The sequence below is a fragment of the Variovorax sp. GW821-FHT09B05 genome, assembly GCF_059418265.1.
On the sequence record NZ_JBWKPN010000002.1, the window covers coordinates 429,220 to 450,656 of the forward strand.

Consider the following 21,437-nt stretch of genomic DNA (forward strand, 5'->3'; position numbering starts at 1 on the left):
GCAGTCGGGAAAGAAAGCGGTGGCGTCAGGCGAAGATCGCCGTCTTCGGGGTCTCGCGGCCGCGCGCATGGGCGCGGTACATGCCCTCGGTGTTGAAGGGCAGCGCGAGGTTGCCGTGGCGGTCGACGGCGATCAGGCCGCCGGTGCCGCCGATGGCCGAGAGCGACTTCATCACCACCGTGTAGGCGGAGGCTTCGAGCGTGGCGCCGGCGTAGGCCATGCGCGCGCAGAGGTCGTGCGCGGCGGCGATGCGGATGAACATCTCGCCGCTGCCGGTGCACGAGACCGCGGCGGTGGCATCGTCGGCATAGGTGCCGGCGCCGATCAGCGGCGAATCGCCGACGCGGCCCACGCGCTTGTTGGTCATGCCGCCGGTGGAGGTGGCGGCGGCCAGGTGGCCGTGCATGTCGAGCGCGACCGCGCCGACGGTGCCGAACTTGCGGTCCTCGTCGAGCGGGGCATGCGCGAGCGAAGCCATGGCCGCGCCCTCGTGGTCGACCACCACGCGGCCGGTGTCGCGCACGCGGTGCAGCTGCTGGCGGCGCGCTTCGGTCGAGAAGTACGAGGGCTCGACCATCTCGAGCCCGCGTTCGCGCGCGAAGGCCTCGGCCCCGGCGCCCGCGAGCAGCACGTGCGCGCCGTCCTCGAGCACCGCGCGCGCCAGGCGCACCGGGCGGCGCACATGGCACACGCCCGCGACCGCGCCGGCGGCGAGCGTGGCGCCGTCCATCACGGCGGCATCGAGCTCGTGGGTTTCGTCGTGCGTGAAGACCGCGCCGTGGCCGGCGTTGAACAGCGGGCAGTCCTCGAGCAGCTCGACCGCGAGGCAGGTGGCGTCGAGCGCCGAGGCGCCCTGCAGCAGCGCGGCCTGGGCGGTGGCCACGACGTGGCGCAGCGCCTCGTGGTAGGCCGCCGCCTGTTCGGGCGTGGTGTTGCCCGCGCTGATGGTGCCGGCGCCGCCATGGATGGCGATCACGGGCACGCGCGGGGTGGAGGCGTTGTCGTTCTGGGTGGGGCTGTTCATCGGGAGGTCTTCTTCTTCGGGGTGCTGTCTGCGGGCGGCGTGGCCTGCGGGTTCGCGCCGTTCGCGCCAGTCGCGCCATTCGTGCGTGGCCCGTTGCCCCCGTGCAGCCACGGCCGCACCGCCTGCAGGATGCGGCCCGCCGACTGCACCGCGCCCGGCGCGCGCAGCGCCACCGCGCTGGTGAGCGCCTCGATCAGCGCGAGCACGCTGGTCTCGCAGTTGGGGCGGTAGCTGGTCTCGGTCTGGCAATAGAGCGCCACGTCGGCCAGCGGCGCCAGCGGCGAGCTCGGCCGGTCGGTCAGCGCGAGCACAGCGCAGCCCTGGCCGCGCGCGATCTGCGCCAGCGCGATGGTGTCGGTGAGGTAGCGCGGGAAGGTCACGCCGATGAACACGTCCTGCGGTCCCGCATGCATCAGCGTGCGCGCGGCATGGGTCACGCCGCTCACGCCCGAGAGCAGGCGCACGTCGCTGCAGCTGCTGTCCAGCCCGTGCTGCAGCAGGCCCGCGAGCCAGGCGCTGGCGCCGAAGCCGCCGATGTAGATCGAGCGCGCCTTGCCGATGCGCTCCACTGCCGCCTCGCAGGCCGCGTAGTCGAGCGACTGGCGCGTGGCGTCGATGTTGCGGCGGCTCTCCTCGAGCGCCGCGGCGAACACCTCCGACACCGTGGTCGGCCGCTCGAGGTTGCCGCGCAGCCGCTCGACCGGCGCCACCAGCGGCTCGAAGCCGCGCACCAGCTCGGCCCGGAAGGCCGGGTAGCCGTCGAAGTCGAGCGCGCGCGCGAAGCGGTTGGCCGTGGCGACCGACACGCCGGCCGCCGTCGCCAGCTCGTCGATCGGCAGCGTGGCCACCTGCAGCGGATGCTCGAGCACGTAGTCGGCCACCTGCCGGTGCGAGCGGGACAGCCGCGGCAGGGCCTGCGCGATGCGCTGGGCCACGGTGGTGCCTGGAGGGTCGACGTTGGTGCTCATGGGGTTCGGAAGGGCGCCGGAACGGTGCAAATTTGAAAACTGATTTACAAATATAAGTCAGTTAAGAAAATTTTCTGTCATTTTTGGCCGAGTTTGCAAGTTGCGGGCCAGTGCCGTGGGGAGATCGGGGCGGGTAAGGGAGGGCGCCGCGCGGGTGCTTTTCCCTCTGGGCGAGGGCGCGCGCGGGCACGGCCGCGAGCACGGCCTCGGGGATTTCCCTAGGGTCGTGTCAGAACGCGGTCTTCGAGGCCGCGGAGGCCGCCGAAGCCTGTTGCTCGAGCGATTGCGCGAGGAAGTCGACGAAGGCCCGCACGCGCGCCGCGAGCTGGTGGCGCTGCGGGTACACCGCGTAGATGTCGGCATCGGGCGTGTGGAAGGGGCGCAGCACCTGCACCAGCCGCCCGCTGCGCAGGTAGCGCGCGATGTCCCATTCGGCGCGCATCAGGATGCCGTGGCCCTCGAGCGCCCAGTTGACCGCGATCTCGCCGTCGTTGGTGGTCAGTGTGCCGCGCGTCTTCACGGCCTGCGTGCTCGCGCTGGCGCCGCGCCCGCTCGACAGCCGCCACAGGCCGTAGGCCTCCTCGCCCTGGCGGATGCCGATGCAGTTGTGGCGCGTGAGGTCGTTCGGCACCTTGGGCGTGCCGTGCTTCGCGAGGTAGGCTGGCGCCGCGCACAGCAGCCGCCGGTTGGCCGCGATGCGCCGCGCGATCACGCGCGACTCGGGCGGCGCGCCGAAGCGCACGCAGACGTCGAACGAGTCCTCGGTCAGCGGCGGCGGGTTCACCGACAGCTGCAGCTGCACCTCGACCTCGGGATGCCGGCGCACGAACTTCGAGATCAGCGGCGCCACGTGGCTGCGCCCGAAGCCCAGCGTGGCGTTGACGCGCAGAAGGCCCTGCGGCACCGCCTTCGACACCCCGAGCTGCTCGCCCAGGCTCTCGATGTCGGCCAGGATGCGCCGCGCCTGCGCGAGGTAGAGCTCGCCCTCGGGCGTGAGGCCCATGCGCCGCGTGGTGCGGTTGACCAGGCTCACGCCGAGCCGCGCCTCCATCTGCGCGAGATGCCTGCTCACCGCGGCCGTGGTGATGCCGAGTTCGCGCGCCGCCGCGCTGAGGCTGCCGGCGCGCGCGAGCGCCGAGAAGAAGCCGAGGTCGGCGGGTTGGATCTCGTGGGCCATCGCGTTTTTCGCTGTTGACTTGAAGTTGAAGATGGATTGACTTTAGGGGCGATCCGATCGCGCGTCGAGTTCCTACAGTCGGAACCATTCCAACACTCCAGCGACGCAGCTACACCATGAAGACCTACAGGATCGCAACCATTCCCGGCGACGGCATCGGCAAGGAGGTGGTGCCGGCCGGGCGCGAGGTGCTCGAGGCGTTGGCCACCGGCAGCGAGCGCTTCAGCTTCGAGTTCGAGGATTTCGGCTGGGGCGGCGACTACTTCCGCGCCCACGGCGAGATGATGCCGGCCGACGGCCTCGACGCGCTGCGCGGCAAGGACGCAATCCTGTTCGGCTCGGCCGGCGATCCGCACATTCCCGATCACGTCACCCTGTGGGGCCTGCGCCTGAAGATCTGCCAGGGCTTCGACCAGTACGCCAACGTGCGGCCCACGCGCATCCTGCCCGGCATCGACGGCCCGCTCAAGCGCTGCGGCCCCGGCGACCTCGACTGGGTCATCGTGCGCGAGAACTCCGAGGGCGAGTACGCCGGCGTCGGCGGCCGCGTGCACCAGGGCCATGCGATCGAGGCGGCCACCGACGTCTCGATGATGACCCGCGCCGGCGTCGAGCGCATCATGCGCTTCGCCTTCTCGCTGGCCCGCTCGCGGCCGCGCCGCCAGCTCACCGTGATCACCAAGAGCAATGCCCAGCGCCATGCGATGGTGATGTGGGACGAGATCGCCGTGCAGGTGGCCCGGGAGTTCCCCGAGGTGCGCTGGGACAAGGAACTGGTCGACGCCGCCACCGCGCGCATGGTCAACCGGCCGGCCTCGCTCGACACCATCGTCGCGACCAACCTGCATGCCGACATCCTCAGCGACCTGGCCGCCGCGCTCGCGGGCAGCCTCGGCATCGCGCCCACCGGCAACATCGATCCCGAGCGCCGCTTCCCCTCGATGTTCGAGCCCATCCACGGCTCGGCCTTCGACATCATGGGCCAGGGCCTCGCCAACCCGGTCGGCACCTTCTGGTCAGTGGTGATGATGCTCGAGCACCTCGGCGAGCCCGAGGCCGCCGCGCGCCTGATGCGTGCCATCGAACAGGTCACGGCCGACACCTCGCTGCACACGCGCGACCTCGGCGGCAGCGCCACCACCGCCGACGTGACCCGCGCCGTCTGCGCGCTGCTGGCCCCGCTGCCCGAGCGCCAGGCCGCCTGAGTTTTCCGCCCCCGGGGCCGGAGAGGGCGTGCGCGCACGGCCGGCCATTGCCACGACAACAAAGGAGACAACCCGTGACCCAGCCCATCGTCCGCCGCCGCGCGGCGCTGACCGCGCTCGCCGCCGCCTTCACCCTCGGCCTGGCCGCCTCGACCGCGGCCGCGCAGGCCTGGCCGACCAAGCCCATCAACCTCGTCGTTCCCTTTCCGCCCGGCGGCAGCTCCGACGTGCTGGCGCGCTCATTGAGCGACAAGCTCTCGCAGAGCCTGGGCCAGCCCGTGGTGGTCGAGAGCCGTCCCGGCGCCGGCGCCACGCTCGGCGCCGACTACGTCGCCAAGGCGCGGCCCGACGGCTACACCCTGCTGATGGGCGCCGTGCACCACACCATCGCCACCAGCGTCTATCGCAAGCTGCCCTACGACTTCGAGAAGAGCTTTGCCCCCATCACCACCGTCGCGCTGGTGCCCAACGTGATGGTCGTCAATGCCAAGTCGCCCGCGCGCGATGCGCAGGCGCTGATCGCCCAGGCCAAGGCCGCGCCGGCCAAGCTCTCGTACGGCTCGAACGGCAATGGCACCGTGCAGCACCTGATCGGCACCCAGCTCTCGGCCCTGTCGGGCATCGAGCTGCTACACGTGCCCTACAAGGGCAGCGCGCCGCTCACCACCGACCTGCTCGGCGGCCAGGTCGACATGTCCTTCGACACCCTGACGCCGGTGCTGCAGCACATCCGCGCCGGCAAGCTGCGCGCGCTGGCCGTGACCACCGCCAAACGCTCGAGCAGCCTGCCCGATGTGCCGACCCTGGCCGAGTCGGGCCTGAAGGATTTCGACCAGGGCACCTGGTTCGGCATCCTCGCGCCGGCGGGCACGCCGAAGGAGATCGTGGACAGGCTCAACGCCGAGATGGTGAAGATCATCCAGTCGCCGGAGTTCAGGAAGCGCATGGAGGAGATCGGTGCGGAACCGGTGGGGGATACGCCGGTGCAGATGGGGGCGCGGATTCGCAGTGACACCGCGAAGTATGCGAGGTTGGTGAAGGAGGCGAGGGTGGCGATCGACTGACGAGGTTGCGCAGGCGTTGTCGCATGGAAAGCCTGCGATTGCCGCGACCTTGTGGCGCGCTACAGCTCACAGCCCGAAGCTACCCATTCGTGAAGGGCCTCGGCCACCGCGATGAAGTCGGCGCGCGACATGCTGCCGTGACCCACCAGGTACACCGCGGTCGGCCACTGGTCCGGTGCCACGACGATCGCGCTGCCTCCACCGTCATCGCCGATCGTCAGCCAGCCGGGGCAGTACGTCCTGGTCTCGTAGGTCTCGTTGCGTTCGAGCAGGTCGGCGGGGGCGTAGAAGTGGGCGAGGTCGCCGAGGGTGGCGCCGTTCAGGCTGGAGAGCAATGCGCGCAAGGGTGATGAGATGGCGCATCCGCTCCATTCTTCGACTGCGCGAAATGGGTCGTCGTGATTCATTGGCTGTGTGCTTGTTGGATGGGGCTGATTGTGGCAACAGCAGTCGCATGGCTTGCCATAGCGAGCGGTCCGAATCGTCTTGATCGTGCGCATGCTTGCGCGAGGCCGTCCTTCTCCGATTCAGGACAACGAGCTTGCATCCACCACCACAGACCTTCTTCATAGGCCAAACGGCCGTGCAGCCGAATCATCGGAATTCCTGACAATGGCGCCGTCCATTTCCGGAGTCATCGATGCGTCCGCGTTCTGTCCTTGCCTTCCTTCGGCTGCTGGCCGCGCCGGCATTCGCCGGTCTGCTGTTTCTCTCCACGCTCGCGACCGCGCAGGACCTGCCCGGCGCCAAGGACAACCCACTGCTCAAGCGCTTCGCGGGTTCGACCATCGTCGGCTACGACTTCAAGCGCTTCGACGAGTACCTGGTGCCGACGGGAACCTACAAGGGCTACGACACGACGTCGAGGAAGCGCAGCTGGACCAGCTCCGTGCCGGTCGAGGGCGCGTTGACCCGCCTCTGGTACGAGTCGGCGGGCGACACGTCGACGGCGGAGCTGATCCGCAACTACCAGAACGAGGTGCAGGCGGCCGGTGGCGTCACGCTCTATGACTCGGGGCGCGACGAGAACTTCAAGAGCCGCTCCTGCTTCCTCTGCCCGTACAGCTGGAACGAGATCAAGACGAGCCGCAGCACCTACACCTTCTCGGCCGCCGGTCGCGACGGCGCGCCTGGCGAGCTTCAAGATTCCACGGCCGCAAGGCGATCTCTACGTGGTCGTCGAGGCCGTGCAATGGGCCAAGGACAGCAAGGACTACAAGGCGGTCAAGGGCGCGTACGCGGCGGTCGACATCATCGAGGTCGGGGCGATGAAGCAGAACATGGTGACGGTGAGCGCGGGCGAGATGTCGAAGGCCATTGCCGCCACCGGGCGCGTGGCGCTCTACGGCATCCTGTTCGACACCGCCAAGGCCGACATCAAGCCCGACTCCAAGCCCGCGCTGGACGAGATCGCCAAGCTGCTCAAGGCCGAGCCGGCGCTCAAGCTGCGCGTGGTCGGCCACACGGACAACCAGGGCACGCTGGACAGCAACATCGCGCTGTCGAAGCGACGCGCGGAGGCGGTCAACGCGGCCCTGGCCAGCCAGTACGCGATCGCGGCCAACCGGCTCGCCGCGTATGGCGTGGCCGATCTGGCGCCGGTCGCCAGCAACGCGGCCGAGGACGGCCGCGCGAAGAACCGGCGCGTGGAACTGGTGCCGCAATAGGCGCGGCGCCGGCGGCAGGGGTTGGCTAACCGGGGCCCTTGCGATCGAACGCGAGCGACAGCGCGATCCCCAGCGCGAGGCCGATGCCGATCCCCAGGCCGATCTCGTCGAGCAAGGCACCGATGCCCACGCCGGCCGCGAGTCCGGCGCCCACGCCAAGTCCTTGGTTGGTTTTCATCGGCCCAGTCTAGGGTCGGGTGCCGCGCAGAGGTTCTACAGCGTGTAAGAACTGTACGCAGGCCCGGTGCTATCGCGCCAGTATCCAGCCCGCGATCCGCGGCACGACCTCGCCATCGAGTCCGTTGAACCCGTGGTAGGCCATCGCTTCGCAAGGATCGCCCCGGTTCTCGCCGCCCTGGAAGCTCAGCATTTCCTTGCGCGGCGCGTTCTCGAGCTTCGCCATCAGCGCGGGCACGCCGGCGAAGGCACAGTGCCTGCAGCCGTCCTGTTCGTGATGCACCACGAGCACGGGCACGCGGATCTTCGCGAGCGGCATGGCCGGAACGGGGCGGCCGCCATCGTCGGTGAGGATGGTGGAGCTCAGCACCACGCCGTCCGGGCCGTCGGTGCCCGAGAGCTCGGTCGCTACATAGGCCGCCGATTGCGTGCCGCGGCTGGTGCCCACGAGCCATACCGGCACCTTCGACTGCGCGCGCATCCAGGCGATGACGGCCTGGAGATCGGCCGCATGCTCGGGCTTCTGGCGAAAGCCGGCGAGATAGGGCGGGCTCTGCCGATCGGACGGTGCATCGATCACGGCCACCAGCAGCCCCTGGTTGGCGAACAGCTGCCGCGTGCGGACGAGGAAGTTGCCGGCACCCCATTGGAGCGATCCGTTGGCAAAGATCCGAAGCCCGCCATGTCCGCCCGCGATCAGGATCACGGCTGCCTTCGGGCTGGGCGGCGTCAGCACGAGCATGCGCTGCGTCACGCCGGGGCGGGTGGGGATGTCCACCACCTGCTGCGTGGCCTGGGCCTGCACGGGTGAGAAGCACGCGATCCACAGGGCCGCGATCCAAAGTCTCGCAAGCTGGCGCATCGACGATCTCCTGGAGAAAAGGCGGTCGATGCTACCGCCGAGTCCCCTGGCCCAGCCATTCGCGTTGCGCTGCCAGCACTTCATCCGCCGTACGGCCCAACAGTTCCGCATAGACCGAAGGCGCGGTCGCCCCCTCGGTGCTGATCAAGAGCACCTTCGACGAAGCATCGAGCCCGGCCTGCGCCTTCGCCGTCTCGGACCGCGCGAGCTGCAGCAACGCGGCCACGCCAGCCGCGCCCGATTCCCCGCTCACCACCGGCACGTCGCGCGCCGATCCTTCGGCCAGCCGCCGCATCGCATTCACCGCCTCTTCATCCTCCAGCGTGAGGAAGACATCGACCGAGGGCTCGAGAAAGCGCCAGGCCAGGGTCGAGGTCTCGCCGCAGGCCAGGCCGGCCATCACCGAGTCGACGCTGCCGGTGGCCACGGCCGGCCGGCCTTCGATGGCACTGCGCGTGAGGCAGTCGGCCTGGCGCGGTTCGGCGATGACGAGCACGGGGCGGCGTTCGCCGAAGCGTTCCCAGAGGTAGCTCGCCACGCCGGCCGCGAGGCCGCCGACGCCGCCCTGCAGGATGACGTGGGTGAAGGGGCAGGCGCCGTCGGGCGTGGCGGGACGCTGTTCGAGCGCCTCGTCGACCATCGTGCCGTAGCCCTGCATGACGTCGCGCGGCACGTCCTCGTAGCCGGGGTACGCGGTATCGGACACGACCTGCCAGCCATGCCGCTCGGCGAGCTGCGCGGCATGCGCGACCGAGGCGTCGTAGTTGCCCTCGATGCGCACGATCTCGGCGCCGAAGTCGGCAATGGCGCGCTCGCGCTCGGCGCTCACGTGCCGGTGCAGCACGATCACGCAGCGCACGCCCACGCTGCGCGCCGCGGCGGCGAGTGCGCGGCCGTGGTTGCCGTCGGTGGCGCTGATGACGACGAGGTCCTTCAAGGCATTCGCGTGTTCGCCGCGCAGCACCGCATCGGCGTTCCAGTCCGGATGGCGCCGCAGCACCAGCCGCACCAGAGCGGCCGGCGCGCCGAGTGCCTTGAAGCTGCCGAGCGGCGACCGCAGCGACTCGTCCTTGAGGATCACGTCGGCGATGCCGCAGGCCTGCGCCAGGTCGCTCAGGCGGCGCAGCGGCGTGGGCTCGGGCGCGAGCAGCGACCAGCGCGAGAGCCACGAGCGCGTGGCGCGTGCTTCCTCGATGTTGAGGATGCGGTGCAGCGCCTCGGGGTAGGGCGCGCGCACGGCGCGGGCATTGCGGACCAGCATGTCTGGTGTCTTTCGGAAGAAGAGAAGGGATTCAGCGCGGCAGCCGCAGCCGCACCAGTTCCGCGAAGTAGCGCGCGCCGATCTCGAGCACCGCGTCGTTGAAGTCATAGCCCGCGTTGTGCAGCGGCGTGCCGCCGGGCTGGCCGTCGGCACCGTTGCCCAGGAACACGAAGGCGCCGGGCACCACGCGCAGGAAGGCGCCGAAGTCCTCCGAGGCCATCATCGGCACGGTGTTGGCGTCCACGCGCCCGGCGCCGAGCACCGCGGTCGCGGCGGCCACGGCGTGCGGCACGCATTCGGGCCAGTTCACCGTGGGCTCGAACTCGTGCGTGTACGAGAACGCGCACTCGGCGCCGTGCAGCCGGCAGATGCCCTCGCTGATCTCGCGCATGCGCCGCTCCAGGGTGGCCTGCACGGCGGGGTCGTAGCTGCGCGTGTCGCCCTTGATGACGACGTTCGAGGGAATCGCGTTGCGGATGCCGTCGGTGATGAACTCGGTGCACGAGACCACGGCCTGCGCGCCCGGATCGAGGCTGCGCGAGACGATGGTCTGCAGCGCGAGCACGATCTCGGCGCCGATCACGATCGGGTCGATGCCCATGTGCGGCCGCGCCGCATGGGTGCCGCGGCCGCGCACGTGGATTGTGAAGTTGTCTTCGCTGGCCATGATGCCGCCCGCGCAGGTGGCGATGGTGCCGGCCGCGAGGCCCGGCATGTTGTGCAGGCCGTAGATCTCGTCGACCGGGAAGCGCTCGAACAGGCCGTCGGCCATCATCGCCTTGGCGCCGCGGCCGTGTTCCTCGGCGGGCTGGAAGATGAAGCGCACGGTGCCGTCGAAGTCCTGGCGCTCGCGCAGCAGCCGCGCCGCGCCGAGCACGATCGACATGTGGCCGTCGTGGCCGCAGGCGTGCATCTTGCCCGGCGTGGCCGAGGCATGGGCGCGGCCCGGCGCCGATTCGGCGATGTCGAGCGCATCCATCTCGGCGCGGATGCCGATCGTGCCGCGGCCTTCGCCCACGCGCAGGTTCGCCACCAGCCCGGTGCCGCCGATGCCCTCGTGCACCTCGAGGCCCAGCGCGCGCAGCGTGCGCGCGACGAAGGCCGAGGTGCGGTGCTCGGCGAAGCCGGTCTCGGGAATGGTGTGCAGGTAGCGGCGCCAGCCCGAGAGTTCGGCATCGAGCGGCGCGTCGGGGGCGAGGGTGGCGGTGGTCATGGGCAACAATGCTATTTCGCCGACCCCTGAATTTGCGCGCATTGAAGGGGCTGTCGGCGCAATTTCATTCCACCCGCCACGCCTGCCGGTCCCGCCCATGCCCACGCCCCTCGATGCCTACGACCTCAAGCTGCTGGCGCTGGTGCAGCAGGACGCGCGCCTGCCGCAGGGCGAGCTGGGCCAGCAGGTGCATCTCTCGGCCGCGGCGGTCAACCGGCGCCTGAAGCGCATGGCCGACGAGGGCGTGATCGAGCGCCATGCGGCGATCGTCAACCCCGATGCGGTGGGCTGCGAGCTCACGGTGATCGTCGAGGTCGAGGTGGAGAGCGAGCGCGTCGACCTGCTCGATGCGATGAAGCGCAGCTTCCAGGCCTGCCCGCAGGTGCAGCAGTGCTACTACGTGGCGGGCGAGTGCGACTTCGTGCTGATCTTCGCGGTGCGCAGCATGGCCGACTACACGCGGCTCACGCGCGAACTGTTCTTCGAGAACAACAACGTGAAGCGCTTCAAGACGCTGGTGGCCATGAGCCGGGTGAAGGTGGGGCTGACGGTGCCGGTGGACGAGGCCCTGAAGGAGATCGCCCCTTGAGCTCGCGCGACACCGCGCTCGGCGGCCGCATCCTCAAGGTCGACCATGCGGGCGAGCAGGGCGCGGTGAACATCTACCGTGCGCAGATCCTGGCCGCGCGCTTCACCGCGCCGGCGCTGGTGTCGCAGCTGCGCGAATTCAGGTCGCACGAGGAGCGGCACCGCGCCGTGTTCGCCACCGAGTTGCAACGGCGCGGCGTGCGCCGCTGCCGCAGCTACTGGCTGTGCGGCATCGGCGGCTGGGTGCTGGGCCTGGTCACCGGGCTGCTCGGCCGCCACGCGATCGCGGCCACCACCGTGGCGGTGGAGCGCGTGGTGCTGCGTCATCTCGAAGCCCAGCTGCGCGAGCTGGCGGGCAAGGACGAGGCGGCGGTGGCGGCCATCGCGCAGATCGTCGACGAGGAGCGGCAGCACCACGACCAGTCGGCCGCGCACCTCGAGCCCGGCCGCTTCTGGTCGCGGCTGCTGAGCCCGGTCGTCGCGGCCTCGACCGAATCGGTGATCTGGCTCGGCATGCGGCTGTAGACGCCATCGTGCCGTCGCGAGGCGTGTGGACATGGCGCCACAGCCTGGCCGATCCGACCGGCGAGGTTGACGCTGCCCGGTCCCCGGCGCAGCATCCCGCCCCGGCACGACGTGTGCCGGGGTCGAAGAGGAACCACATGGAACAAGAAAAATGGCGCCGCGCACTCGCGGCTGTGTGCGCTTGCGTGCTCGTCGCGGCGATGGCCGCCTGCGGTGGAGGTGGCGGCGGAGGAGGCGGTGGCCTCCCGATCCTGCCGCCGGGCCCGGCACCCGAGCAGCCCGCGCCGCCGCCGCCATCCACCAGCGGCCGCGTGGTCAGCGAGACCGTCAGCGCCAAGGCCTATGGCGTGGACTACCGCATCGACATCTACATCCCGGCCGGCTATGACGCCAGCACCGATGCCTACGCCACCATCTATGCGCTCGACGGCGATGCCACCAACGGCCTGCCCGACACGCGCTTCACGAACCTCAAGAACATCCTGCAACGGCGTGGCACCAAGGCCATCCTGGTGGGCATCGGCGGCAGCGCGCGGCGGCAGGAGGACTACAACTTTCCGGGCGCCACCGGCTACCACGGCTTCCTCGTGAAGGAGCTGGTTCCCTACCTCGAATCGAAGTACCGCATGGACCCGAAGCGCCGCATGCTCTCGGGCCTGTCGACCAGCGGCAACCTGGCCGCGACCGCGATGTTCCTCGAGGCGCCCGACCAGCTGGTGTTCTCGTACTTCCTGTCGACCGAGGCCGCCTTCTGGCAGCAGAAGGACCTCAACTACGACCTCGAGCAGAAGATGTTCACCGCGCTGGCCGGCAAGTCGCTGCCCGCGACCATGGTGCTGGCGCGCTGCGACGCCAACTGCAACGGGCCGCTGGTGAAGGAGATGTACGACCGGCTCGCGGCCCGCAACTACAAGGACTTCAAGCTGACGCAGACGGTGTTCAACTCGACCCACGTCGGTTCGGACGTGCTGGCGTTCGAAGACGCGATCTCGAAGCTGCTGCCCTAGAAGCCCGACTGCCGGCCGGGGTTCAGTCCCGCGGCCAACAATGGCGGCCATCCGCGGGCCGCCGGCCCGCACCACCCTGGCCCGCGGGCCGAAGGAGCAGCATCTTGGAATACCGTCATCTGGGCCGATCGGGCCTCAAGGTCCCCGTCCTGAGCTTCGGCACCGGCACCTTCGGGGGCAAGGGCGAATTCTTCCAGGCCTGGGGCAGCACCGACGTCGCCGAGGCCCGCAAGCTGATCGACATCTGCCTCGAGGCCGGCGTCAACATGTTCGACAGCGCCGACATCTACTCGGGCGGCGCGGCCGAGTCGGTGCTCGGCGAAGCGATCAAGGGCCGGCCGCGCGACAAGCTGCTGATCTCGACCAAGGCCACCTTCCGCAGCGGCGAGGGCGCCAACGAGGTCGGCTCCTCGCGCTACCACCTGGTCGCCGCGGTCGACGCCGCGCTCCAGCGCCTGGGCACCGACTACATCGACCTGTTCCAGCTGCACGGCTTCGACGCCGCCACGCCGGTGGAAGAGACGCTCTCGACGCTCGACGACCTGGTGCGCGCCGGCAAGCTGCGCTACGTGGGCGCCTCCAACTTCTCGGGCTGGCACCTGATGAAGTCGCTGGGCGTGGCCGATCGCTACGGCTATCCGCGCTACGTGGCGCACCAGGCCTACTACTCGCTGGTGGGCCGCGACTACGAATGGGAGCTGATGCCGCTGGCGCAGGACCAGGGCGTGGGCGCGGTGGTGTGGAGCCCGCTGGGCTGGGGCCGCCTCACGGGCAAGATCCGCCGCGGCCAGCCGCTGCCGGCCAACAGTCGCCTGCATGTCACGGCCGACATGGGCCCGCCGGTGCCCGACGAGCTGCTCTACCGCGTCGTCGATGCGCTCGAGAAGATCGCCGGCGAGACCGGCAAGACGGTGCCGCAGGTGGCGCTGAACTGGCTGCTGCAGCGCCCGACGGTGTCGAGCGTGGTGATCGGCGCGCGCGACGAGCAGCAACTGCGCCAGAACCTCGGCGCGGTGGGCTGGAACCTCACGAAGGAGCAGGTGGCCGAGCTCGACGTGGCCAGCACGACGACGCTGGCCTATCCGTACTGGCACCAGCGCGGCTTCGCGGAGCGCAACCCGGCGCCGGTCTGATCGGGCTCAGCCCTTCTCGGGCGTCAGGCTCAGCACCCAGCGCTTGAAGTGCTCGAGCGCCCCCGAGGCCGGCCGGCCCTCGGGATAGGCGAAGTAGTAGCCCTGGCTCACGTCGAGGCTGCGGTCGATCGGGATCACGAGCTCGCCGGTGCGCAGCTCGTGCTGGATCAGCAGGCGCGGCGCCAGGCCCACGCCCATGCCGGCCGCGGTGGCGGCCGTCACCATGGTGAAGAGCTCGTAGCGCGGCCCGCGCGAGGCATGCACCGTGTAGTCCCAGCCCTGCTGCGCATACCAGTCGCGCCAGGCATGGGCGCGCGTGCTCAGGTGCACGTGGCGGCAGCGCGCGAACGCGGCCTCGTCCCAGGGGCCGTTGGCATCGCGGAAGGCCGGGCTGCACACCGGCACCATCTCGCCCTCGGAGAAGATGCGCCCGCCGCGCGTGTCGGGCCAGAACTGGTCGCCGAAGTAGATCGCGGCGTCGTAGGCGTTCTCCTGGAACGAGAAGGGCTGCGAGCGCGCCGACAGGTTGACCGTGATGTTGGGATGCAGCCGGCTGAAATCGGGCAGGCGCGGAATCAGCCACTGGGTGGCGAAGGTGGGCACCACCGCCACCTCGAGCACGAAGCCCATGTCGTGGCCGGCGGCGATCTCCAGCGTGTCGCGCCGGATCTGGTCGAGGTGGCGGCGGATGCGCGCCGCGTACTCGCGGCCCACGTCGGTCAGGGTGAGCCGGCGCCGCACGCGCGAGAACAGCGCCACGCCGAGCCGCTGCTCGAGCATCGCCACCTGGCGGCCGACCGCGCTCTGCGTGAGCGCCAGTTCGCTCGCGGCGCGCGTGAAGCTGCCCAGCCGCGCCGAGGCCTCGAAGGCCTGCAGCGCGCCGAGGTTGGGTATGTCTTTTCTCATCTCGCCTGCTTGTCCTGGTGGGCCGATTCTGGCGCGGCCCGCTTTCCGTCAACCAAAGCATTCATCGCGTCGCCGATCCGGCGGTCTTCCTTCCGGGATCGCACAACGTCGTGCGCATTGAGCGTTTGTTGCGCCCGCCAGCGCGACTCTATTCTGCGTTCGGGCCTCCAGCGCGGCCCGCACGCACAAACACAAGGAGACTTTCGATGACCGCTTCGCGCGTACCGCCACGGCGCCATGCCGCCGTCTCGGCTTGCTTGCTGACCGGCGTCCTGGCCGGCGCCCTGGCGCTGCCGGCCCGGGCCCAGTCCGAGCAGACGGTGCTGATCGGCCATGCCGGCCCGCTCACGGGCGGCGCCGCCCACTGGGGCAAGGACAACGACAACGGCGCGCGGCTCGCGGTGGAGGATCTCAACAAACAGAACCTGCTGATCGGCGGCAGGAAGATCAAGTTCGTGCTGCAGTCGGAGGACGACCAGGCCGATCCCAAGCAGGCCATGGTGGTCGCCAACAAGCTGGCCGACATGGGCGTGAAGGGCATCCTCGGCCACTTCAATTCGGGCGCCGCCATCCCCGCCTCGGCGGTCTACAGCCGCGCCGGCCTGCCCGACGTGTCGACCGCCACCAACCCGAGCTTCACGAAGCAGGGCTACGACAACGTGTTCCGCATTCTCGCGAGCGACGACGACGTGGGCATGGCGATCGCGAACTACACGGTGAAGGAGCTCAAGGCCACGAAGATCGCCGTGATCGACGACCGCACCGCCTACGGGCAGGGCGCGGCCGAGGTGTTCGCGCGCGGCGTCAAGGCGCTGGGCGGCACCATCGTCGCGCAGGAGTACGGCAGCGACAAGGCGACCGACTTCATGGCGATCCTCACCAGCATCAAGGCGAAGCAGCCCGAGGTCGTGTTCTACGGCGGCATGGACGCGCAGGGCGGGCTGATCGCGCGCCAGATGAAACAGCTCGGCATCACGGCCAAGCTGCTGGGCACCGACGGGCTGTGCACCAACGAGGTCGCCAGGATCAGCGGCGGCGCGGTCGACGGGCTGCTCTACTGCACGCGCGGCGGCAAGGAGGTCGAGAAGACCACCAGGGGCGCCGAGTTCGAGCAGCGCTACAAGGCGCGCTTCGGCGTCGACGTGCTGACCTACGCGCCCTACCTCTACGACGCGATGATGGCGCTGGCCGCCGGCATGCGCGAGGCCAACTCGGTCGAGCCCGCGGCCTACCTGCCGGCGATGCGCAAGGTGAAGTTCGACGGCGTGACCGGCGCCATCGCCTTCGATGCCAAGGGCAACCTGCAGAAGCCCGACTTCACCGTCTTCACCTACAAGGACGGCAAGCGCGTGCGCGTCGCCGGTTCCTGAGGCGGCCCCGGTGCGCACGCTCGATGCGGCCGAGACGGCCGCGGCCTTGCCCTGGGGACCGCTGGTCGAGGCCATGCTGCGGATGTTCGAGCGCGAACGCCGCGGCGAAGCACGGGCCGCGCCGCGCACCGCGGTGCCGCTTGCGGCCGGCGGCACGATGCTGCTGATGCCCGCGGCCGACGCCGAGTTCGCCGCGCTCAAGACCGTGACCGTGCATGCGGGCAATGCGGCGCACGGCCTGCCGGTGGTGCAGGGCGAAGTGGTGCTGCTCGATGCGGCCACCGGCACGCGGCTGCTCGCGCTCGACGGCAATGTGCTGACCGCGCGGCGCACGGCGGCCCTGTCGCTGGCCGGCGCGATGCGGGCCGGGCGCACGGGGGCGGAACGCGTGCTGCTGATCGGCGCGGGCGTGCAGGCGCGCGCGCATGCCGAGGCGCTGGCCGAGCTGTGGGGTGTGCGGCGGCTCGCGATCCATGCGCGCACTGCCGCCCATGCCGAGGAGCTCGCGCGGCACATGCGCTCGCTTGGTGTCGATGCCCAGGCGATCGCCGATCCGGACGCCGCCGCGCGCGAGGCCGACCTCATCGTCGCCGCGACCAATGCGCTCGACCCCGTGGTGCCGCCCGATCTGCGCCCCGATGCCTGCGTGATCGCGATCGGCGCCTACCGCGCCGACATGGCCGAGGTGCCCGCCGCGCTGGTGCGCCGCGGCAGCGTGTTTGTGGATACGCTGGAGGGCGCGCGCCGCGAGGCCGGCGACCTGATCCGCGCCGACGTCGATTGGCGCGCCGTGCAGGACTTTGCGCGTGCGGTGCCCGCGGCAGCCGGCGCGCCGGTGCTGGTCAAGACCGTGGGCCATGCGCTGTGGGATCTGGCGGCGGCGCGGCTGGCGCATGACGAAGGACAGTGACGATGACGAGCGGAGCGAAAGGCATTCCATGCGGCGTGTGGTGATCATCGGCGGCGGGGCCATCGGCTCGGCCATCGCCTATTTCCTGACCCGCGATCCGGCGCAGGAGCCCTTCGAGGTCACGGTGGTCGAGCGCGACTTCTCGTACAGCCAGGCCTCCTCGGCGCTGTCGGCCAGTTCGATCCGCCAGCAGTTCTCGACAGCCATCAACATCGAGATGTCGCGCTACGGCATCGACTTCTTCCGCGGCCTGGGCCAGACGCTGCGCGTGGGCGACGACGAACCCGACATCGGCCTGGTCGAGCCCGGCTACCTCTACCTGGCCTCGGCGGCGGGCGAGGGCGTGCTGCGCGAGAACCATGCGCTGCAGAAGGCACATGCGGTCGACGTGGCGCTGCTCGAGCCCGAGGAGTTGAGGGCGCGCTTTCCGTGGCTCGACACCGAGGGCGTCGCGCTGGGATCGCTGGGCCTGTCGGGCGAGGGCTGGTACGACGGCTACAGCCTGCTGCAGGCCTTTCGCAGGAAGGCCGTGTCGCAGGGCGTGCGCTATGTGCAGGCGCAGGCGACCGGGCTGCAATGCGAAGGGCGCCTCGTTCGCGGCGTGGTGCTCGCCGACGGCCAGGCCCTGCCGGCCGACGTGGTCGTCAATGCCGCGGGCGCCTGGGCCGCGACGGTGGCACGCTGGGCCGGCATCGAGCTGCCGGTGCGCGGCCGTCGGCGCAGCGTGTTCAGCTTCTCGTGTCCCGAGGCCTTGCCCGGCTGCCCGCTGGTGATCGACACCTCGGGCATCTGGCTGCGCCCCGAGGGCCGCCAGTTCATCTGCGGCTTCGCGCCGTCCGAGGACCAGGACCCCGATGACGCCGCGCTCGAGGTCGAGTATGAAGCCTTCGACAGCTTCATCTGGCCCGCGCTGGCCGAACGCGTGCCGGCCTTCGAGGCCATCCGCATGACCGGTGCCTGGGCCGGCTACTACGAGATGAACCTGTTCGACCACAACGCCATCCTCGGCCTGCACCCGGACTGCGACAACCTCTACTTCGCCAACGGCTTCTCGGGCCATGGCCTGCAGCAATGCCCGGCGGCGGGGCGCGGCGTGGCCGAGCTGATCCGCTTCGGCGGCTACCGCAGCCTCGACCTGTCGCCGGTGGGCTTCGAGCGCATCCTGCGCAACGCGCCGCTGCTGGAGCGCAACGTCATCTAGGGGCAAGCCTCGCGGGCGTAGGATGGCCCCCGAAAGGTGTCCCGACATGACCGCCAAGACATTGACCGACACGGCCGCCGCGCTGCTGGCCGCCGACAAGGGCCTGCTCGCGATGGACGAGAGCAACGCCACCTGCAACAAGCGCTTCGCCGCGCTCGGCATCCCGCAGACCGAGGCGGCGCGGCGTGACTGGCGCGAGCTGATCGTCACGGCGCCCGGGCTGTCCGACAGCATCGGCGGCGCGATCCTGTTCGACGAGACGCTGCGCCAGGCCACCAACGACGGCGTGCCCTTCGCGCAGGCCCTGGCCGCCGCGGGCATCGTGCCGGGCATCAAGGTCGACACCGGCGCCAAGCCGCTCGCGGGCCATCCGGGCGAGACCGTGACCGAGGGCCTCGACGGCCTGCGCGAACGGCTGGCCGAGTACGCGGGCCTCGGCGCGCGCTTCGCCAAGTGGCGCGGCGTGATCGCGATCGGCGCGGGCCTGCCGAGCCGCGCCTGCATCCGCGTCAACGCCCATGCGCTCGCACGCTATGCGGCGCTGTGCCAGGAAGCCGGGCTGGTGCCGATCGTCGAACCCGAGGTGCTGATGGACGGCGACCATTCGCTCGCGCGCTGCGCCGAGGTCACGGAAGAAGTGCTGCACCGCACCTTCGCCGAGCTGCGCGCGCAGGGCGTGCTGCTCGAGGGCATGCTGCTCAAGCCGAACATGGTGTTGCCGGCGCAGAACGCCGCCGTGCAGGACGACGTGGCCGCGGTGGCCGATGCCACGGTGCATTGCCTGCTGCGCAGCGTGCCCGCCGCGGTGCCGGGCGTGGCCTTCCTTTCGGGCGGGCAGTCGGCGCAGCTCGCCTCGGCACGGCTCAATGCGATGAATGCCCGCTTCGGCGCGCGGCTGCCGTGGGCGCTGAGCTTCTCGTTCTCGCGTGCGGTGCAGCAGCCCGCGCTCGAGCTCTGGAAGGGCGACCCGGCCCGCGTGGCCGAGGCGCAGAAGGCCTTGGTGTTCCGCGCGCGCTGCAACCGGGCCGCGCGGCGCGGTACCTACGATGCGCGCAACGACGCGCCGCTGTAGGCCGCCCCCTCATTTCCCATCCCTTCAGAAAAAGAGACGAGACGCTTCATGGACTTCCAGGACCAGTACCGCCGCAAGCGCGCCAGCGCCGCCGATGCCGTGCGCCAGGTGCGCAACGGCGACATGATCATCGTGCCCACCGGCGTGGGCGAGCCGCCCGCGCTGCTCGAGGCACTGTCGGAACAGCGGCGCGATTTCCGCGACGTCAAGGTCGCGCAGATCCTCGCGATGCGCAAGTACGCCTACATCGATCCCGAGACGGTGGCGCACGTGCGCCACGTCGCGCTGTTCTTCGGCGGCGCCACGCGCGCGGGCGGGCAGGAGGGCTGGATCGATTTCCTGCCCAACTACTTCTCGGAGATCCCGGCGCAGATCGAGCGCGGCCAGATTCCGGCCGACGTGGTCTTCAGCATGGCCTCGCCGATGGACGCGCACGGCTACTTCGCGCTGAGCCTGGGCGCGGACTACACGATGGCCGCCGTGGCCAAGGCGCGCGCGGTGGTGCTCGAGGTCAACCCGAACGTGCCCTTCGCGCATGGCGCCTGCCATGTGCACGTGTCGCAGGTGGCGGCGCTGGTCGAGAGCGAGGCGCCAGTGCTCGAGGTGGGCCTGCCCAAGATCGGCCCGGTGCAGCAGGCCATCGGCAAGTACGTGGCCGAGCGCATCGACGACGGCTCGACCTTGCAGATCGGCTATGGCGGCATTCCCGACGCGGTGGTGATGCAGCTCACGGCCAAGCGCGACCTCGGCATCCACACCGAGATGATCGGCGACGGCATCCTCACGCTGGTGGAGAGCGGTGCCGTGACCAACCGGCGCAAGAACCACCTGCCGGGCAAGTCGATCGCGACCTTCGCGCTCGGTTCGAGCAAGCTCTACCGCTTCATGGACCGCAACCCGGCGCTCGAGATGCATCCGGTGAACTTCACCAACGACCCCGCGCTCGCCGGCCTCAACGACAACCTGGTCGCGATCAACGCCACCATGCAGATCGACCTGCTGGGCCAGTGCGGCTCCGAGAGCCTGGGCCATGCGCCGTATTCGGGCACGGGCGGGCAGTCGGACTTCGTGCGCGCGGCCAACCGCTCGCGCGGTGGCAAGGCCTTCATCGTGCTGCCCTCGACCGCCAAGGGCGACACCATCTCGCGCATCGTGCCCTCGCTGTCGCCCGGCACGCACGTGAGCACGAGCAAGAACGACATCGACTACGTGGTGACCGAGCATGGCGTGGCGCAACTGCGCGGCAAGTCGGCCAAGCAGCGTGCGCGCGAGCTGATCGCGATCGCGCATCCGGCGTTCCGGGCGGAGCTGGAAGAGCAGGCGGGGCGGCTGAGGCTGCTCTAACGCTGTTGAGGCGCGTGGCCGACTGCCGTCAGCTCGCCTTCGCCGCGCTCACCAGCGCCGGCGCCGAGCGATAGCTCTCGGGAAAGAGCTTCTTCAGGTCGTCGATCTTGGGCCAGTCGTTGACGACGATGTAGCCGTGGTCCGGGTGCTTGGTGAGGAAGTCCTGGTGGTAGTCCTCGGCGGCGTAGAAGGGCTTGCCCGTCTCGATGGTGGTGGCGAGCGGCTTGCCGAAGGTCTTGGCCTGGTTCAGCTGCGCGATGTAGGCCTTAGCGATGCGCGCCTGCTCGGCGTTCTCGGCGAACACGGTGGAGCGGTACTGGGTGCCGGTGTCGGGGCCCTGGCGGTTGAGCTCGGTCGGGTCGTGCGCGACCGAGAAATAGATCTGCAGCAGCTTGCCGTAGCTGATCTGCTTGGGGTCGTAGGTGATGCGCACTGACTCGGCATGGCCGGTGCGGCCCGAGCCGACCTCGTCGTATTTGGCGGTCTTCGCATCGCCGCCCGCATAGCCCGAGACGGCATTGCTCACGCCCTGCACGCGCTGGAACACGCCCTGCACGCCCCAGAAGCAGCCGCCCGCGAAGACGGCGGTTTCGGTCCTGGCGGCGGGTGGCGCCACGAGGTCGGCGGTGGGGGCGGGCACGCGGCGCGCCGGCTCGGCCGAGGAGGGCACGGCATGCCAGACCAGGGCCGCGGCGGCGAGGGTGGCGGCGGTGAATGCGAGGGATTTCATGGGTGGTCCTTGAGGGGAGGTTGCCGCGCGGGC

22 protein-coding genes are annotated in these 21,437 nt (G+C 70.2%); 12 read left to right on the forward strand and 10 right to left on the reverse strand.

Annotated elements, in window-relative coordinates; genetic code table 11:
* Positions 1–25: 25 nt before the first annotated feature.
* From AC07RM_RS06860 to AC07RM_RS06870, 3 genes are all read right to left on the reverse strand, one after another.
* Positions 26–1,024 (reverse strand): isoaspartyl peptidase/L-asparaginase family protein, encoded by a 999-nt coding sequence (locus AC07RM_RS06860; protein WP_495333929.1) that lies wholly within the window; start codon positions 1,022–1,024, stop codon positions 26–28.
* Positions 1,021–1,992: a MurR/RpiR family transcriptional regulator gene (locus AC07RM_RS06865; protein ID WP_495333931.1), complete on the reverse strand. Its 972-nt coding sequence runs from the start codon at positions 1,990–1,992 to the stop codon at positions 1,021–1,023. The genes AC07RM_RS06860 and AC07RM_RS06865 overlap by 4 nt, the downstream gene beginning before the upstream one ends.
* 229 nt (positions 1,993–2,221) lie before the next feature.
* Positions 2,222–3,169: a LysR family transcriptional regulator gene (locus tag AC07RM_RS06870; protein WP_495333933.1), complete on the reverse strand. Its 948-nt coding sequence runs from the start codon at positions 3,167–3,169 to the stop codon at positions 2,222–2,224.
* Between the two features lie 116 nt (positions 3,170–3,285).
* On the opposite strand from AC07RM_RS06870, the gene AC07RM_RS06875 reads away from it, so the two are divergent.
* Positions 3,286–4,374: a tartrate dehydrogenase gene (locus AC07RM_RS06875; protein WP_495333935.1), complete on the forward strand. Its 1,089-nt coding sequence runs from the start codon at positions 3,286–3,288 to the stop codon at positions 4,372–4,374.
* Between the two features lie 74 nt (positions 4,375–4,448).
* A complete protein-coding gene (locus AC07RM_RS06880) occupies positions 4,449–5,438 on the forward strand; it encodes a tripartite tricarboxylate transporter substrate binding protein (protein ID WP_495333937.1) in 990 nt (329 codons plus the stop codon).
* Positions 5,439–5,497: 59 nt separating this feature from the next.
* Here the strand turns inward: AC07RM_RS06880 and AC07RM_RS06885 are convergent, their stop codons facing one another.
* Complete coding sequence (locus AC07RM_RS06885) at positions 5,498–5,845, reverse strand: SMI1/KNR4 family protein (protein ID WP_495333939.1); 348 nt, start codon at positions 5,843–5,845, stop codon at positions 5,498–5,500.
* Between the two features lie 765 nt (positions 5,846–6,610).
* On the opposite strand from AC07RM_RS06885, the gene AC07RM_RS06890 reads away from it, so the two are divergent.
* Positions 6,611–7,105: an OmpA family protein gene (locus AC07RM_RS06890; protein ID WP_495333941.1), complete on the forward strand. Its 495-nt coding sequence runs from the start codon at positions 6,611–6,613 to the stop codon at positions 7,103–7,105.
* A 25-nt stretch (positions 7,106–7,130) separates the two neighbouring features.
* On the opposite strand, the gene AC07RM_RS06895 is transcribed toward AC07RM_RS06890, so the two are convergent.
* From AC07RM_RS06895 to AC07RM_RS06910, 4 genes are all read right to left on the reverse strand, one after another.
* Positions 7,131–7,283: a glycine zipper domain-containing protein gene (locus tag AC07RM_RS06895; protein WP_495333943.1), complete on the reverse strand. Its 153-nt coding sequence runs from the start codon at positions 7,281–7,283 to the stop codon at positions 7,131–7,133.
* Positions 7,284–7,352: 69 nt separating this feature from the next.
* A complete protein-coding gene (locus tag AC07RM_RS06900; RefSeq protein WP_495333945.1) occupies positions 7,353–8,144 on the reverse strand; it encodes an alpha/beta hydrolase in 792 nt (263 codons plus the stop codon).
* A 31-nt stretch (positions 8,145–8,175) separates the two neighbouring features.
* Positions 8,176–9,405: a diaminopropionate ammonia-lyase gene (locus tag AC07RM_RS06905; protein WP_495333947.1), complete on the reverse strand. Its 1,230-nt coding sequence runs from the start codon at positions 9,403–9,405 to the stop codon at positions 8,176–8,178.
* A gap of 31 nt (positions 9,406–9,436) precedes the next feature.
* Positions 9,437–10,618 carry a M20 aminoacylase family protein gene (locus tag AC07RM_RS06910; protein WP_398497878.1) on the reverse strand — a complete coding sequence of 394 codons (1,182 nt, stop codon included), beginning with the start codon at positions 10,616–10,618 and terminating at the stop codon, positions 9,437–9,439.
* 97 nt (positions 10,619–10,715) lie between these two features.
* On the opposite strand from AC07RM_RS06910, the gene AC07RM_RS06915 reads away from it, so the two are divergent.
* The 4 genes from AC07RM_RS06915 (at position 10,716) to AC07RM_RS06930 (ending at position 13,871) form a co-directional block, all read left to right on the forward strand.
* On the forward strand, positions 10,716–11,207 hold the full coding sequence (locus tag AC07RM_RS06915) for an Lrp/AsnC family transcriptional regulator (protein WP_093341484.1): 492 nt from the start codon (positions 10,716–10,718) through the stop codon (positions 11,205–11,207).
* Positions 11,204–11,731, forward strand: coding sequence for a demethoxyubiquinone hydroxylase family protein (locus AC07RM_RS06920; RefSeq protein WP_495333950.1), 528 nt, complete (start codon positions 11,204–11,206; stop codon positions 11,729–11,731). The genes AC07RM_RS06915 and AC07RM_RS06920 overlap by 4 nt, the downstream gene beginning before the upstream one ends.
* A gap of 137 nt (positions 11,732–11,868) precedes the next feature.
* Entirely contained in the window at positions 11,869–12,738 is an 870-nt protein-coding gene (locus AC07RM_RS06925) for an alpha/beta hydrolase (protein ID WP_495333952.1), read from the forward strand.
* A 104-nt stretch (positions 12,739–12,842) separates the two neighbouring features.
* Positions 12,843–13,871, forward strand: a complete 1,029-nt coding sequence (locus AC07RM_RS06930; protein WP_495333954.1) for an aldo/keto reductase — start codon at positions 12,843–12,845, stop codon at positions 13,869–13,871.
* Positions 13,872–13,877: 6 nt separating this feature from the next.
* Here the strand turns inward: AC07RM_RS06930 and AC07RM_RS06935 are convergent, their stop codons facing one another.
* A complete protein-coding gene (locus AC07RM_RS06935; RefSeq protein WP_057596715.1) occupies positions 13,878–14,777 on the reverse strand; it encodes a LysR substrate-binding domain-containing protein in 900 nt (299 codons plus the stop codon).
* Positions 14,778–14,983: 206 nt separating this feature from the next.
* Between AC07RM_RS06935 and AC07RM_RS06940 the strand changes: the two genes are divergently transcribed.
* From AC07RM_RS06940 to AC07RM_RS06960, 5 genes are read left to right on the forward strand one after another with little or no spacing between them, the layout of a single operon-like run.
* Positions 14,984–16,147 (forward strand): branched-chain amino acid ABC transporter substrate-binding protein, encoded by a 1,164-nt coding sequence (locus AC07RM_RS06940; protein WP_495333956.1) that lies wholly within the window; start codon positions 14,984–14,986, stop codon positions 16,145–16,147.
* Positions 16,148–16,157: 10 nt separating this feature from the next.
* On the forward strand, positions 16,158–17,057 hold the full coding sequence (locus tag AC07RM_RS06945) for a delta(1)-pyrroline-2-carboxylate reductase family protein (RefSeq protein WP_495333958.1): 900 nt from the start codon (positions 16,158–16,160) through the stop codon (positions 17,055–17,057).
* 28 nt (positions 17,058–17,085) lie between these two features.
* A complete protein-coding gene (locus AC07RM_RS06950; protein ID WP_495333960.1) occupies positions 17,086–18,258 on the forward strand; it encodes an NAD(P)/FAD-dependent oxidoreductase in 1,173 nt (390 codons plus the stop codon).
* Between the two features lie 46 nt (positions 18,259–18,304).
* Positions 18,305–19,330: a class I fructose-bisphosphate aldolase gene (locus AC07RM_RS06955; RefSeq protein ID WP_495333962.1), complete on the forward strand. Its 1,026-nt coding sequence runs from the start codon at positions 18,305–18,307 to the stop codon at positions 19,328–19,330.
* A gap of 48 nt (positions 19,331–19,378) precedes the next feature.
* A complete protein-coding gene (locus AC07RM_RS06960) occupies positions 19,379–20,674 on the forward strand; it encodes an acetyl-CoA hydrolase/transferase family protein (RefSeq protein WP_495333964.1) in 1,296 nt (431 codons plus the stop codon).
* Positions 20,675–20,702: 28 nt separating this feature from the next.
* On the opposite strand, the gene msrA is transcribed toward AC07RM_RS06960, so the two are convergent.
* Positions 20,703–21,404: a peptide-methionine (S)-S-oxide reductase MsrA gene (gene msrA / locus AC07RM_RS06965; RefSeq protein ID WP_495333966.1), complete on the reverse strand. Its 702-nt coding sequence runs from the start codon at positions 21,402–21,404 to the stop codon at positions 20,703–20,705.
* Positions 21,405–21,437 lie beyond the last annotated feature (33 nt).